Source organism: Pseudomonas sp. PDM21, from assembly GCF_014852505.2.
Taxonomy (GTDB): Bacteria; Pseudomonadota; Gammaproteobacteria; order Pseudomonadales; family Pseudomonadaceae; genus Pseudomonas.
Window position 1 is genome coordinate 1,000,673 of record NZ_CM181223.1, and the last position, 13,621, is coordinate 1,014,293.

General features: G+C 56.8%; 13 protein-coding genes, 1 tRNA gene and 1 pseudogene. 9 read left to right on the forward strand and 6 right to left on the reverse strand.

The genetic code is table 11. The features are described from left to right. Nucleotides 1-2: 2 nt before the first annotated feature. Together IB275_RS04880 and pilB are read right to left on the reverse strand one after the other, a co-directional pair. On the reverse strand, nt 3-1,220 hold the full coding sequence (locus IB275_RS04880; protein WP_192290158.1) for a type II secretion system F family protein: 1,218 nt from the start codon (nt 1,218-1,220) through the stop codon (nt 3-5). Nucleotides 1,221-1,223: 3 nt separating this feature from the next. Further along, on the reverse strand, nt 1,224-2,927 hold the full coding sequence (gene pilB / locus IB275_RS04885) for a type IV-A pilus assembly ATPase PilB (RefSeq protein WP_192290157.1): 1,704 nt from the start codon (nt 2,925-2,927) through the stop codon (nt 1,224-1,226). 233 nt (nt 2,928-3,160) lie between these two features. On the opposite strand from pilB, the gene IB275_RS04890 reads away from it, so the two are divergent. The 6 genes from IB275_RS04890 (at nt 3,161) to IB275_RS04915 (ending at nt 8,357) form a co-directional block, all read left to right on the forward strand. Further along, nucleotides 3,161-3,562: a pilin gene (locus tag IB275_RS04890; RefSeq protein ID WP_192290155.1), complete on the forward strand. Its 402-nt coding sequence runs from the start codon at nt 3,161-3,163 to the stop codon at nt 3,560-3,562. Between the two features lie 15 nt (nt 3,563-3,577). Then, nucleotides 3,578-4,696, forward strand: coding sequence for a hypothetical protein (locus IB275_RS04895; protein WP_192290153.1), 1,119 nt, complete (start codon nt 3,578-3,580; stop codon nt 4,694-4,696). A gap of 118 nt (nt 4,697-4,814) precedes the next feature. Next, nucleotides 4,815-6,710: a sulfatase-like hydrolase/transferase gene (locus IB275_RS04900; RefSeq protein WP_192290151.1), complete on the forward strand. Its 1,896-nt coding sequence runs from the start codon at nt 4,815-4,817 to the stop codon at nt 6,708-6,710. Between the two features lie 100 nt (nt 6,711-6,810). Beyond that, nucleotides 6,811-6,886: transfer RNA gene (locus IB275_RS04905), tRNA-Thr, on the forward strand. A gap of 146 nt (nt 6,887-7,032) precedes the next feature. Beyond that, complete coding sequence (locus IB275_RS04910) at nt 7,033-7,737, forward strand: F-box domain-containing protein (RefSeq protein WP_192319078.1); 705 nt, start codon at nt 7,033-7,035, stop codon at nt 7,735-7,737. Then, nucleotides 7,734-8,357, forward strand: coding sequence for a PM0109 family protein (locus IB275_RS04915; protein WP_192319081.1), 624 nt, complete (start codon nt 7,734-7,736; stop codon nt 8,355-8,357). Before IB275_RS04910 ends, IB275_RS04915 begins: the two co-directional genes overlap by 4 nt. 363 nt (nt 8,358-8,720) lie before the next feature. Here IB275_RS04915 and IB275_RS04920 read toward each other — a convergent pair. Together IB275_RS04920 and IB275_RS04925 are read right to left on the reverse strand one after the other, a co-directional pair. After that, nucleotides 8,721-9,622 (reverse strand): annotated as a pseudogene (locus IB275_RS04920) (transposase); the annotation flags it as partial. Nucleotides 9,623-9,641: 19 nt separating this feature from the next. After that, a protein-coding gene (locus IB275_RS04925) for an IS3 family transposase (protein WP_192319282.1) occupies nt 9,642-10,792 on the reverse strand; the annotation gives its coding sequence in 2 pieces (ribosomal slippage) (nt 9,642-10,555 and nt 10,555-10,792; 1,152 coding nt in all). Between the two features lie 426 nt (nt 10,793-11,218). On the opposite strand from IB275_RS04925, the gene IB275_RS04930 reads away from it, so the two are divergent. Together IB275_RS04930 and IB275_RS04935 are read left to right on the forward strand one after the other, a co-directional pair. Next, on the forward strand, nt 11,219-11,464 hold the full coding sequence (locus IB275_RS04930) for a hypothetical protein (protein WP_192209981.1): 246 nt from the start codon (nt 11,219-11,221) through the stop codon (nt 11,462-11,464). 117 nt (nt 11,465-11,581) lie between these two features. Next, nucleotides 11,582-11,857 (forward strand): hypothetical protein, encoded by a 276-nt coding sequence (locus IB275_RS04935; RefSeq protein WP_192209982.1) that lies wholly within the window; start codon nt 11,582-11,584, stop codon nt 11,855-11,857. A 72-nt stretch (nt 11,858-11,929) separates the two neighbouring features. On the opposite strand, the gene IB275_RS04940 is transcribed toward IB275_RS04935, so the two are convergent. Then, nucleotides 11,930-12,103, reverse strand: coding sequence for a hypothetical protein (locus IB275_RS04940; RefSeq protein WP_412548112.1), 174 nt, complete (start codon nt 12,101-12,103; stop codon nt 11,930-11,932). A gap of 274 nt (nt 12,104-12,377) precedes the next feature. Between IB275_RS04940 and IB275_RS04945 the strand changes: the two genes are divergently transcribed. Next, nucleotides 12,378-12,587 carry a cold-shock protein gene (locus tag IB275_RS04945; RefSeq protein ID WP_192209983.1) on the forward strand — a complete coding sequence of 70 codons (210 nt, stop codon included), beginning with the start codon at nt 12,378-12,380 and terminating at the stop codon, nt 12,585-12,587. A 65-nt stretch (nt 12,588-12,652) separates the two neighbouring features. On the opposite strand, the gene IB275_RS04950 is transcribed toward IB275_RS04945, so the two are convergent. Next, on the reverse strand, nt 12,653-13,561 hold the full coding sequence (locus tag IB275_RS04950) for a slipin family protein (protein WP_192319023.1): 909 nt from the start codon (nt 13,559-13,561) through the stop codon (nt 12,653-12,655). Nucleotides 13,562-13,621 lie beyond the last annotated feature (60 nt).

Here is a 13,621-nt window from a genome sequence, read left to right on the forward strand (position 1 = left end):
AGTTAGACGACGTTGCCAAGTTGGAAGATCGGCAGGTACATGGCGATGATCAGGCCGCCGACCAGTACACCCAGGACGGCCATGATCATGGGTTCCATCAGGGTGGTCAGGTTGTCGACGGCATTATCGACTTCCTCTTCGTAGTAGCTGGCCACTTTGTCGAGCATGGCATCCAGCGAGCCGGATTCCTCACCGATCGCGGCCATCTGGATGGCCATGCTCGGGAATACGCCGGTGGTGCGCATGGAGAAGTTCAGCTGTGTACCGGAGGAAACGTCCTGCTTGATCTTGTTCACTGCGTTGCGGAAGACGACGTTGCCCGTGGCGCCAGATACGGAATCGAGGGCCTCCACCAGTGGCACACCGGCAGCGAAGGTCGTAGACAGGGTCCGAGCATAGCGGGCGACGGCGGACTTGAAGATGATATCGCCGACAATGGGCGTCTTGAGCAATCCCCGATCCACCGAGTCTCTGAATTTTTCTGAGCGTTGATGGGCTGCGCGAATGATGAACGCCACAGCGAACATGCCTATCAACACCACGAACCACCAGGCCTGAAGTACCTCTGACAGGGAGATGACCATCTTGGTGAAGGCCGGAAGCTCCGCGCCGAAGTTGGCAAACACCGACTGGAACTGCGGCACCACTTTAATCAGCAAAATTGCGGAAACGACGATGGCAACGACCACGACCGCAATTGGGTAGGTCATGGCCTTCTTGATCTTGGCCTTGAGCGACTCGGTCTTTTCCTTGTAGGTGGCTACTCGGTCCAGCAGGGTCTCCAGCGCGCCAGACTGCTCACCCGCGTCTACCAGGTTGCAGTAGAGATCGTCGAAATACAGCGGCTTCTTTCGCAGCGAATTAGCCAAGCTGTTGCCGGAGGCAACCTCTTGTTTAATCTCGTCGACGAGCTTGCGCATGTTGGCGTTGTCGAAGCCTTCGCCAATGATGTCAAAAGACTGCAGCAACGGAACACCCGACCCCATCATGGTCGCCATCTGCCGGGTGAACAGAGCGATGTCCATTGGCTTGATCTTCTTGCCCCGACCCAGCAACGAGATGCTTTTCTTGCGCACCTTGGTCGGATTGATGCCCTGCTTGCGCAGTTGCGCCTTTACCAGCGCAGTATTGGTGCCAGAAAGCTCCCCTTTGACTTTCCCACCCTTGCGGTCAGTGCCTTCCCAGGTAAAGACACTGGACTTCAATGCTTTTTCCGCCATGGATTAATCCTTGGTCACGCGGTTGACTTCCTCGAGGCTGGTAATGCCTTGCATGGCTTTCAGCAGGCCCGAGTTGCGCAGATCGTTGAAGCCTTCTTTGCGGGCCTGTTCGGCGATCTGAATGGAATTGCCTTCTTCCATGATAATCCGCTGCAGGGCTGGCGTGATTTTAACCACTTCATAAATACCTACACGTCCTTTGTAGCCGTTCTTGCAATTTTCACACCCTACCGGCGAATAAAGCTTGAAGGTACCGATTCTTTCTGCAGGGAAGCCTTCATGCAGAAGGGCCTCGTGCGGGACGTCATGTTCCTTCTTGCAGTGCGAGCAAAGCTTACGGGCCAGGCGCTGGGCGATGATCAGGTTGGTGGAAGTGGCCAGGTTGAAGGAGGCAACGCCCATGTTGAGCAGGCGTGTCAGGGTTTCCGCGGCACTGTTGGTGTGTAGGGTGGACATCACCATATGGCCGGTTTGCGCCGCTTTGATGGCGATCTCGGCGGTTTCCAGGTCGCGGATCTCGCCGACCATGATCACGTCGGGGTCCTGCCGCAGGAACGCGCGCAGCGCCTGGGCGAAGTCCATGCCCTGCTTGGGGTTGACGTTGACCTGGTTGATCCCTTCCAGGTTGATCTCTACCGGGTCTTCCGCTGTGGAAATGTTGATATCCGGGGTGTTGAGAATGTTGATGCCGGTGTAAAGCGACACGGTCTTGCCCGAGCCGGTCGGGCCTGTCACCAGGATCATGCCCTGCGGTTGTTTGAGTGCCTCCAGGTAAAGTTGCTTCTGCGCTTCTTCATAGCCCAGGGCATCAATGCCCATCTGTGCACTGGACGAATCGAGGATCCGCATCACGATTTTCTCGCCCCACAAGGTCGGCAGGGTGTTGACGCGGAAGTCGATGGATTTGGTCTTGGAGACGCGCATCTTGATGCGACCGTCCTGGGGCTTGCGGCGCTCGGAGATGTCCAGGCCGGCCATCACCTTCAGGCGCGCCGATATGCGGCTGGCCAGCTGGATCGGAGGCTTCGCTACTTCATGGAGCATGCCGTCAGTACGAAAGCGCACACGATAGATCTTCTCGTAAGGCTCGAAGTGCAGGTCCGATGAGCCACCCTTGATGGCATCGAGCAGCATTTTGTTGACGAATCGAACAACCGGGGCGTCATCGGCATCGCCTCCGACAGCCTCATCCTTCTGTTCGGAGTTGCCGCTTTCGATGTCCAGACCGTCCAGATCGATGTCACCCAGGTCGTCCAGCCCACCGGTAACGCTCTCGAACAGTTTCTCGATGGCTTCACCCAGTCTGTCGTCGTCGACCAGGATGGCTTCGGTGGTCAGGCCGGTGCTGAACTGCACGTCGGTGATGGCCTGGTGGTTGGTGGGGTCGGAAAGGCCTACGAAAAGCTTGTTGCCACGTCGCCAGAGCGGGAGGACGCGATGCTGGCGGACCAGCTTCTCGCTGACCAGTTCCTTGGGAATTGACTCCTTGTCCAGGCTCGCGAGATCGAAAAAGGCTACCCCGAACTGTTCGGCTGCCAGCTCCGTCAGAGGGCGCGACTTCACCAGCTTGTTCTGCACCAGGTAGGTCACCAGTGGCAGCTTATTTCTCTGGGCTTGCTGCTGTGCCTGCTGTGCGCTCTTTTCATCGAGCAGTTCAGCGATAACCAATTGGCGGGCAAGTCCGGAAAGGATGACTTGGTCGTTCATGAGCATCAGGGCCTGGAGTAGATATAGGCAGCCTTATAACGCAGTTGCCGTGGGCTGCCAAATTGACACCTGTCAGGTGTCGTTTTTTGTCACTTCCTGCTGAAACCGCTCAGTTCAATCTTTGAAGTTTCCTTTTTTATAGCAGGAAACACAGTGCCTTTTATGTTGGCACGGATGATGCTTTTGTCAGATCAGGTCATAGGACCTCCATTACTGACTCTAGGAGTTCAAGCATGAATGCTCAGAAAGGTTTTACTCTGATCGAACTGATGATCGTGGTTGCGATCATCGGTATTCTGGCCGCCATCGCCCTGCCGGCCTACCAGGACTACACCGTCCGCGCTCGCGTTTCCGAAGGTCTGGTCATCGCCAGCGGCGCCAAAGCCACTGTTGCTGAAAACCTGGCTGCCGCTGCTACCGACGACTGCGCCGGTGTTAACACTGGTGTCACTGGTCGTACTACTCTGGCCTGCAACGCCGGCACCCTGTCGGTAGCGGTGGATGCCGGTAACAGCATCACCGTCAACCTGGCTCTGGCTCCCACTGCCAGCAGCACCGGTGTGACCTGGGCTTGCACCACCTCTTCCGATCTGAAATACGTTCCGGCCGAGTGCCGCAACGCCGCTACTCCGTAATCCGATGTCTCGAAAATGCGCCGCTTGCGGCGCATTTTTTTTGAGGTCACGAAAATGATGGTTCAACCAGCGCGCTGCTTCTTTTCTCCCATTGTCGACTTCATGATGATTGGCGGGTTGTCGCTGCTGGTACTGGCTCTGGTAGTTGCGCTGAATTTACAGGTATCTACTTTTGATATTTCCTTGCTGGCGTGGTACCTGGCGTTCTTCGTCAACGGCCCGCACTTTCTGATCAGCTACCTGATGCTCTATGGGGGGCATCGTGGGCGCCTGCTGAAGGACATTCGTTTTTTCTGGGCCGGCGTGCTCGCACCGCTTTTGTTGCTTGGTGCAGTGGGTTACGCGCTTATGACCGCGCGAATCGACGTACTTCGGGGCCTGCTGTACCTCATGCTCTTTACGGTGGGCTGGCATTACATCAAACAGTCCTACGGCTGTTTCATTGTCTATTCAGCGGGCCAGGGCGCTTTTTTCAGTCGCTCCGAACAGCTGATTATTCGCTATTCGCTGTTCCCGCTTTGGTGGGCGTCGTTTCTGCGTCTTTTCACTGGGCGCTATGACAATAATTTTGCGGGACTTCCGTATTCATTGCCGTCCGTTTTGAGCGACTGGACGCGAGAGTTGCATCTGCTCTCTTTGCTGGGAGTCCTCCCCGCTCTGGCGGTGTTTCTGTGTCGCTGGAAGCGCAAGGAGAAGTGGCCAGGGCTGATTGCGGTTACGCCCTTGCTGATGATCTACCTCTGGCTCTCACCGCTGCTGCGTAATGAATTCTTCCTGGTGCTCATTCCGCTGTTCCACTCCCTCCAGTACATGCTGTTCAGCGGCGCTTACACGCGAAGCAAGGTGCGGCGTTCCGGGCGCACCTGGCTGGGATATGCGGCTTGGTGGGGCAGCGCGTTCGTGTTGGCTGCCTTGTTGTTCAATTATTTACCGGTCTATCTGGATCAGTTGAGACTTCTGCCGCTGGCAATGCCGATCAATACCTTCATGCTTTGCTTCGTCCTCTTCATCAATGTCCACCATTACTTCATCGATAACGTAATGTGGCGAGGGGGAAATCAGGAGGTCCGAGAGAACATTGGTATGCGGACCTTGGGGCGAACTGCCGAGTCTGCCGGTCGTTCAGCCATTTAGAATGCTGGCCCTGCGGCCTTGGGGGCAGAAGCTCCCGATGATCAATGGTTTGATGGTTGCCATCCGGAGTTGATGAGCTCGTGATCCTCCTCTAGATGGCGATTTCTTCAGAGTGCTTATGACCAAGTTAGTACGGGTACTGCTTTCCCTGGCATTCTTGCTGCTCTACTGGGCTCCGTTGCTTCTGGAGCCTCGCGTATTGCCCATGGATGATAGGCACATCTATGCCTTGCTTCGCCAGGCCTGGATGTCAGGAACGGTGCGTGAGGGGGCGTCGCTGTTCATTGCCAGCAGTCTGGTGCTGTGCGCCGTGACCCTGTGGTTTTTCAGTTGGCTGGGAAGGTGGGTGGCGCGCCTGTTTGGCATTTCGCCCACGATTGGCCATGCACTGGCCCTGCTGTTCGGTTGGATGCTGTTGGTCTCGGTGAACCGCTGGTGGTTCCCTTACTCCAACTACTCCTATGCGCTTTCGCTGCTGGACTCGGTCATTCTGGGTAAGGTAGCGCTGAGCCTGCTGGCGATTCTGCTGCTAGTCATTCTTTATCGCGCGATTCCTGTAATGACTCGAGCGCAGCGCCTGGCGGGTATCTGTGTAGCCCTGGGGGGGCTGGGACTCTGGGCTATCAGCGGGGCCGCGCATGTAGAACCTCGCTCTGGGCGCAGCATTGTCATAGTCGGAGTGGACTCGCTCTCGGCGCATGCCTTTGCCTCGACCGCAGAGCAAACCCCGGTCCTCCATGGTCTGTATGCCCAAAGCATGAAGTACACTCGGGCTTACGTTCCCCTGGGCAGGACTTACCCTTCGTGGACCAGCATCCTGTCGGGCCAATATCCCCAGCAGCATGGTGCTGTTTTCAATCTGCGTGGTCTGGCGCATGTGGCCCCAGAGACGCTCCTTAGCACTCAATTGCAGAAGCGAGGCTATCGGACTGTTTTTGCCATCGACGAGCGCCGTTTCAACAATATGGATAAAGGCTTCGGATTCGACGTCATAGTTGGACCCAAGGCTGGCGTGTTGGACGTCGCCCTACAGAGCTTTGCCGATACACCACTGACTAATCTGTTGATGCAGACGCCGCTGGCCGGGTGGTTGTTTCCCTACGCCTTTGTCAACACGGCCATTCACGTAAATTACTCGGATACGGACTTCGTCCAGGCGATCCTGGATTCAGTGGGTGGCGGTGGTGATGTATTTCTTGCCACGCATTTTGAGTCCGCACACTTCCCCTACAAGACCCGGCACGCCCATGTGAAGGTGAAAACTGACAACCCTTTCTGGGATGCGCATGTTGAGGCGCTCAGTGTCGTCGATCACCAGGTCGATCTTCTGATGGATGGGCTCCGGCAAAAAGGAGTGCTGAACGATGCCTTGGTGGTGCTGCTCTCCGACCATGGCGAAGGGGTGGGGGAGATTGAGAGCGTTGTCGCTGTCGATGGTCAGCCCTTCGAAGTCACAGGCTACGGGCATGGCGCCAATGTCTTGAGTGATCGGCAGAACCGCGTGCTGCTGGCAACTCTGGTCTACAAGAACGGCAGAGTGGTCAGTGCTCCGGGAGAAGTGAGTGCCCAGGTTGGGCTGACGGATGTTCGAGCGGCCATGGAGCGCTATCTTGCAGGGCAAGAGCCACAGATCAGGGCGAAGGACGACTGCATGATGGTCGAGACAGGGATTCGTTTCTTTGCTGCGGAAAACTACAAGACACTCGATGAGGCCGCCCTTGCACAACAGGGGGCGGGATACTACGAGGTCACTGCTCAGGGCTTGATGCAACTGCGGGAAGACCGGATAGCGGAATTGGTGGCGACGAAGGATATTGGTGTGCGCTGTCTGGGACGCATCAGCTATTACGTTGCCGCCTCAGGGCGGGTCTATGGTTTCGCCCTCGACGCACAGGGGGTGCCGATCAGGCAGATCGTCCCGCCGGTCGATGACATCGCAAGGATCGAGGCATACAGAAATGCCTACCGGAGCCAGTTCCCTGCTTCATCTGCGGCGCCCGGGGTGGGTCACTGAGCAAGCTTTGCTTTGCGGCGTATGGTGCTGTCGCCCGTTGCCTCGAACCGGTGCCGGGCGGATTGCCATGTCGCCGGCCTAGTGCTAGCTTACGCTCGCCGCCGGTGTAGCTCAGTCGGTAGAGCAGCTCATTCGTAATGAGAAGGTCGGGGGTTCGATTCCTCTTGCCGGCACCAATGAAATAAAGGCCCGCAGCAATGCGGGCCTTTTTCGTTTCTGCTTCGGGGTTACGCCGGGGTTACGTTTCAGGCGAAACGCGCATCCGTTCCCCAAGGCTATGTGTGGTCTGAAAGTGTCAGCCAGCAACCATGGGAAGAACGTCATGCTTAACGCGGTACTGGCCGGTAAGAAGCGCGGCACTGGGCTTGAAGGTCAGCGTCGTCTTCTGGATCAGGCTGAAGGCGCGGAGGATGTGTTGACTGCCAGTGTTTTCGAGCGGCTGTCGTACCTTTCCGACTCACAATTCAGTGCTGTCATGTCTGCCCTGTTGCAGGAGCCGTTCGGGCCGCTTCGGGATATCGAATATTGGCCGTCCTGGTATTTGCAGGACGGAGCGCGTGTCGAGCCGGATGTGGTCCTTCGCGATAATCGGCGAACTCTTCTGGTTGAGGCCAAACGCCACGACAACCTTCGGCAGCAAAGTGCTCGGCAATTGGCCAATGAGCTTACCGCCGGCTGGCGTGAGGGCTGTCTGCCTGACGACTGCCTGCTGCTGACTCTGGGCGGCATGGATGATCTCGGCGAAATGGCCCGTGCTCATCTTCAGTCTGGGATCGAACAGGCAATCGCCAAGGAATGTCGACGCCCGTTCAAGCTTATCTGCCGCAGCTGGCAGCAGCTATTCCAGGCCGTGCGGATATGCGCTGAAGCTAATGCGTCGGCAGGTGAAAGCAGACTGGTGGAAGACCTCGGCCGCTGTTTCGCATGGCATGGGCTACGGACTCACCCGATGCGCTGGCTGGATGGACTCCTCCCTGCCGGCATCAACACTTCATCTGGAGCGTTTAGCGCATGGAGCTTAGAATGACGTCGCCCCTAAATCTTGCACTACTGGACGTACGCCGAGCCTACCGTCTGCTCGCCGACTACCAGCAGCACTTGTTCGAGCTGCTTGGCTATATTCGCGAGCGTCTGGGGGCCACGGCCTACTACCAAGAATATGCTTTTAAGCAGCCCCGTGACACGGCGGGGCTGGAAAGCGACGATTTCGCCGGATGGCGATATTTGCCTTGCTTCGATTTGTCCATCCTTTGGCTGAAACACGCCGGTCAAGAAACCCCCTGGGACAACCATCGTGCAGGCGATCAGATATTCGGCGTCTGGATTCGCAGCGACACCGGCTTCGACAAGTACAACAATCAGTTCAGTGACGAGGCCGTCGAGCTGACTCATAGCGAGCTTGTACTGTCGGTTGTGGTCTGCGATACCCCTGCCGCAGCCCCCTACAACTGGTACAGCCGTGTTTGGTGCGGTATTCCGTATCCGGCGGATGGCACCGTGGGTACAAGCGACGATGTGCCCGGCTATAGGTGTTACGTCAAAGCTGTCCCTCTGGTGTCGTTGGCCGACCAGTCTTCAGTCAACGCCAGTATCGACACGTGGTGTATGGCGGCTAGTGACGCCCTAGGTTTGCGAGTCGGGTCATAAAAGCGAGGCGTAGAAACGCCTCGCCGGTGCTGTGTGCGGAATTGCACTTCCCTTGACCATCTGTTCGCATCCGACCTGCCTAGCCATTTCATGCGTTCTGGCCACCGATTGCATCGGATATGACCAGCAGCTTTGTAACCATGATGGGCAGGGAATGGCCAACTTCTGCCAGTCACGACCGGCAGAGATCGGCCCAGGCTGTGTAAAACGCAGCGGGAGATGGATAGCTGGTTTGGGATGGTTTTAGCGGCGCCCAGAGGCCCTGTGGACTTCTAGCGCGTTGATCCGAGTCATTCAGCTGATTCGGGCACGTGCATTTTCCGCGATGCTGTACGGCGAGTTCATCAGACCGCGAAGAGGGTTTCAGGCCCTCATCGCTGCCATCAGTGCACTATTGCCCAGCAGGCTGAGCACCCGTTTGAGGTAGTAGGCGAGCACATGCAGGCTCATTTCCGTGCTTACCCGGTCGAGCGTTCGGGTAAGGAAATGGGTGGCGCCCATCCAGGCCTTCAGCGTGCCAAATGGATGCTCCACTGTCTGGCGGCGGATGCGCATCATCTCCGGTGCCTGATCCAAGCGGGACTGCATATCCTCGAGTACCGCCTCATGCTCCCAGCGACTCACCCGACGCTCTGAACTTGGAGTGCAGCGCTCTTTCAATGCGCAGCCTTGGCAATGCGAACTTCAGTAACGATGCAGCTTCAGACCTTTCTCGACACTGGAGTAGCGCCAGATCAGGCTTTGCCCTGCCGGGCAGCGGTACTCGTTCTTGGCTGCGTCATAGATGAAATCACCTTTGCCAAAGCGGCCGGCCGCTGTCGCGCCCGAGGTCAGCGCCTTAGGTACGAAAGTTTTCTGTGATTCCAGCTTCCTGGCAGGCCAGGATTTCTTCGCCTTTGAAGTATCCCCTCTTGGCGACCACCGAGAGTTCCTCTACGCCTATGGCCTCTCGCGCCTGCTTGGCCATGGAGCTGAGTTGATCTCGATCGACGCCATCGTTCGTGACCTCGTGGGTCACGATTAGATGGTGCTTCGCGTCGACTGCTGCCTGCACGTTGTAGCCGACCATTCCGGTGCCACGCGTCTTCATTGAACAAACCGAGCTGCTGGCACAGCACCACGAATTGCCGGCAGACGCCACGAATGGCTTTGCCATTGTCTTTGCGAAAATTGGCGATGGTTTTGAAGTCCGGCGTCAGACGTCCGGTCAGCCACATCAATTCGACGTTGCGCTGAGCCTCACGCTCAAGCCGGCGACTGGATTGGTGAATCGCCCCGGCTTTCCTAGACACTTTCCAAGCTCTGGAAATAGCGTTTCTCAAACTCCACTGGCGATAGCTGCATAGCGCTGCTGTGCCGGCGTTTGGGGTTATAAAACATCTCGATGTAATCGAACACATCACTGCGAGCTTCTTCGCGAGTGGCATAGGTTTTTCGTCGGATGCGTTCGCGCTTCAGCAACTGGAAAAAGCTTTCTGCCACGGCGTTATCGTGACAGTTACCGCGTCGGCTCATGCTGCTGATCAGATTGTTGGCCTTGAGGAAACTCTGCCAGTCCGAGCTGCTGAACTGGCTGCCCTGGTCGGAGTGGATCATCACTTCCTGCTTGGGCTTGCGTCGCCAAACCGCCATCAATAAGGCATCGATAGCTAAGTCGCTGCACATCCGAGGTTTCATCGACCAGCCGATCACCTGGCGCGAAAACAGATCCAGCACCACCGCCAAGTACAACCAGCCTTCATAAGTGCGGATGTAAGTGATGTCAGTGACCCAGACCTTGTTCGGCTCGCTGACGGTGAATTGCCGCTCCAGACGGTTGGGCGAAGCCACCGTGGGCTTGCCGCCGTAGTAGCCGGGCCGACGACGATAGCCGGTCTGCGAGCGCAACCCTTCCCCCCGCATCAGGCGGGCTACGCGATGCCGGCCACAGGACTCTCCCAGCTCACGCAGGTCGTCGTGGATCTTGCGATAGCCGTAGACCCCACCGCTTTCCAGCCAGGCATGTTTGATCAATCCGAGCAGGCGCTGATCTTCCTTAGCGCGTACGGATTTCGGCTCGGCCAGCCAGGCGTAGTAACCGCTGGGATGCACCCTGAGGGTCTGGCAGAGACGTCGAACCGGGTACTCCACCGACAGCTTGCTGATGAAGGCGTACTTCAGCCGGACTCCTTGGCAAAGTACGCGGCGGCCTTTTTTAGGATGTCTCGCTCTTCGGTCACCCGCTTGAGTTCGGCGCGCAAACGACGCAGTTCGGCTTGCTGATCACCTTCTTGCTGCCGCTGTTCCTGGGGCTTGCTATAGCGCCTGATCCAGACATAGAGGCTATGCACCGACACACCCAAACGCTCCGCCACATCCGCTACACGCAGGCCGCGCGCGGTAACTTGTCTGACCGCTTCGATTTTGAATTCTTCGGGGTAACGCTGGTTGCTCATGGCACCTCCTGATGGGCCTCATTATGAGGCTTGGAGGTGTCTACGAAACTAGGGGCGATTCAGCCTGGAGAAATCGACGGCGTAGAACTCGCGCGTCAAATTGCAGAAAGATCCCCAGACATCCCGGCGGCTCTTGGAGCAGAGACTTCCCAACGCATAGATTTCTCGACAAGCCATTTGATTTCACGGCGCTCATGACCACTGTAGAAGAGGCTCTAGCGCCTCAACACTGAGCGAACAGCTCGCGTGCGCGTGACAACGCCGATGGATCTGCCGAGCAGTTATCGGCAGTCAGTGCGGTCAGTGAAGGGTAGGGAGATCAGTGTCTGTCGCGTTCTCGACCCTTGGTCGAATAACCGAACCATTGAGAGCTATTCAGCGGTATCAGGAGGATAGTGGGTTATCCCCTGAAATTGTGAGGCTCCCATGAACGAACGTGCATTCCCCGGTTACGACACGTGGAGCCTAGCCAAGATGAATGGCGACCACGCATTAGCCTTTATCGCAGTGCAGGACCAGTATGAGGGCTCGACGCCGAGTTTTCACTTGGTCTATGGGTTGTCCTGCTTTGGTGTGATGTCCCAAGCGTTTGCCGCAGCAGAAAAAGCTCTGGCAAAGATCACGCGCATCAATCGCCACGGCGAGCCGGTATTCAGCTCGCCAGATTGCTGACGCAACCTACCAATAGCTCCGCTTAGGGGCATACAGTCGCAAGCTGTCTTCCCTGCCCGCAGGTCCCCGCGGGCTTTTAGTTCCCGCCCTAAGAGAGCTTTCACTTAGGAGACCGGCATGACCGATACTACTGTCTCGGCGCTGCTTTATCGCCTCAATGAGAATATCAACGCCATCGGTGCAGCAGCAGAGGAGTTGGCAATCTGGATCGAGCAACGCGGTTCCACCGAAACAGCCTTGGCGGCTAAAAGCCATCTCGATGTGCTGGTTAGCAATGCTGACCTGATCGCGAATGGATTGGCGGAATTGATTGCGAGGGAGGCGAAGACCAAGAGCGATGTGCGGGCTTGGCGGTGCAGGTCGAGGACTTGCAAACCGGCTGGGATCTGGTGATGCCGAATGGTTTGAGGAGTAGCGGTCACACGGTAAAAGCCGCATCTTCCGATGCGGTTTTTTTCAAAAACATCAGGCGGCTGAATTTTTCGCCTTGCCAATCGTCCACTCGCTCCGTTTGTATGGCTCCTTACGGCCATGCCTACCGGCGGGAATTTCTTGGATTTCTCCGCCTTTGGAAAGGAACGCTGCGATTTTCTTCTCCAGATCCGAACGCGCAGTTTCTAACATTGAATAAGACATCATGTCACCTCAGGCGATGAGCCACCAGGTTGGTGACTAGCATTCACTATACGCATATCTCGTGCTCATCCCCGACCGTCTGCCAGATATCTGCATATTTTTTAAATTGCCTATCTATTCCTTGCAGAACCTGTATGGTGAGTCTCCTGCCTGCTCGGTTTAGTGGCACCGATTGATGTTTTGTCTTCTGGATTCTCCATCTTTGCGGCCCCTCTTCACTTCGCATCCAGTCATGTCTCGCATATCGCATGGCATGATCATTATTTGGAGATTCATCATGACTACTCGTCAAACTGGTATCGTTAAATGGTTCAACGCTGAGAAAGGTTTCGGTTTCATAACCCCCGAAAACGGCGCAGATGTTTTTGTTCACTTTCGCGCGATCGAAAGCAGCGGATACAAAACGCTTGATGACGGTCAGCAGGTCAGCTTTTACGTGACCAACGGGCCCAAAGGTCCTCAGGCTGATCAAGTGCAAGCAATGTAATCTGCGCAAATAAAAAGCCCCGCAAATGCGGGGTTTTTTTTCCAATGCCCCGTCCTGAATAAGGTTTACACCTTTCCCCTTATTGCAGCATTGACTCGCGGACTCTTATACGAAGGTTCGTCGCCGACATCAGTCGCACCGGCCTGGGTGGCCACGGCTGTGGCGACGGCAACGGTCGGATTCATGCTGTCGATCATGGCGCTGGGAATGAGGATGGTGGTTCCGCGCTCCTTGGTGGTCTCGTAGATGATGTTCATTGCGCGCAACTGCAAGGCAGTAGGCTGACCGGCATAGATAGTGGCCGCTTCCACGAAACGTCCGGCGATTTCCGCTTCTGCGGAGCCTAGGATGATTCGCGCCTGCTTCTCGCGTTCGGCCTGCGCCTGGCGTGACATGGCGTCCTGCAATGCTACCGGGATGGCCACGTCGCGGATCTCCACCGAGCCGACGGTGACACCCCATTCCTGAGTCTTTTCACCAATCTCGCGGCACAACTGCTGATCGGAGCTGCGTCGATCGGATAGCAGCGCGGCCAGCATCGACGAGCCGATCACTTCCCGCAGAGAGGTCTGTGCTACCCGGTCGATGGCCTGCCGGTAGTCGGTGATCGCCAGTGCCGCTTTGCGGGCGTCGTGCACGTGCCAGAAGATGATGGCGTCGACGTTCACCGGCACTGTATCGCGGGTCAGTGCCTGCTCGGCATTGAACGCCGTGGTCTGGATTCGCTCGTCGATCACAGCGACGACGCTGTCCAGGACCGGAATGATCATGAACAGTCCGGGCCCGCACACGCCTTGCAGGTTGCCTGCGCGCAACACGACGAATTTCTGCCAGGTATTGGCCATCTTGAGGGACAGCGAGACGACCAGTGCGCACACCAGCACAACGATGCCCACAACCGTGTGGCCAAAGTAGATGAGGACGGCCCCCATGGCTGTCAGAACCATGACAATGAAGAGGGTGATGGGGTTCATAGTGTCCTCCTGCATTCAAGTGCAACGCTCATTTGAAGATTGCGTCTTAGGCGTTCGTCT

What these genes read in the sequence shown, in the direction of transcription:
- IB275_RS04880 (WP_192290158.1), bottom strand. Translation starts at nt 1,220, where the DNA reads ATGGCGGAAAAAGCATTGAAGTCCAGTGTCTTTACCTGGGAAGGCACT.
- pilB (WP_192290157.1), bottom strand. Translation starts at nt 2,927, where the DNA reads ATGAACGACCAAGTCATCCTTTCCGGACTTGCCCGCCAATTGGTTATC.
- IB275_RS04890 (WP_192290155.1), top strand. Translation starts at nt 3,161, where the DNA reads ATGAATGCTCAGAAAGGTTTTACTCTGATCGAACTGATGATCGTGGTT.
- IB275_RS04895 (WP_192290153.1), top strand. Translation starts at nt 3,578, where the DNA reads ATGCGCCGCTTGCGGCGCATTTTTTTTGAGGTCACGAAAATGATGGTT.
- IB275_RS04900 (WP_192290151.1), top strand. Translation starts at nt 4,815, where the DNA reads ATGACCAAGTTAGTACGGGTACTGCTTTCCCTGGCATTCTTGCTGCTC.
- IB275_RS04910 (WP_192319078.1), top strand. Translation starts at nt 7,033, where the DNA reads ATGCTTAACGCGGTACTGGCCGGTAAGAAGCGCGGCACTGGGCTTGAA.
- IB275_RS04915 (WP_192319081.1), top strand. Translation starts at nt 7,734, where the DNA reads ATGACGTCGCCCCTAAATCTTGCACTACTGGACGTACGCCGAGCCTAC.
- IB275_RS04930 (WP_192209981.1), top strand. Translation starts at nt 11,219, where the DNA reads ATGAACGAACGTGCATTCCCCGGTTACGACACGTGGAGCCTAGCCAAG.
- IB275_RS04935 (WP_192209982.1), top strand. Translation starts at nt 11,582, where the DNA reads ATGACCGATACTACTGTCTCGGCGCTGCTTTATCGCCTCAATGAGAAT.
- IB275_RS04940 (WP_412548112.1), bottom strand. Translation starts at nt 12,103, where the DNA reads ATGATGTCTTATTCAATGTTAGAAACTGCGCGTTCGGATCTGGAGAAG.
- IB275_RS04945 (WP_192209983.1), top strand. Translation starts at nt 12,378, where the DNA reads ATGACTACTCGTCAAACTGGTATCGTTAAATGGTTCAACGCTGAGAAA.
- IB275_RS04950 (WP_192319023.1), bottom strand. Translation starts at nt 13,561, where the DNA reads ATGAACCCCATCACCCTCTTCATTGTCATGGTTCTGACAGCCATGGGG.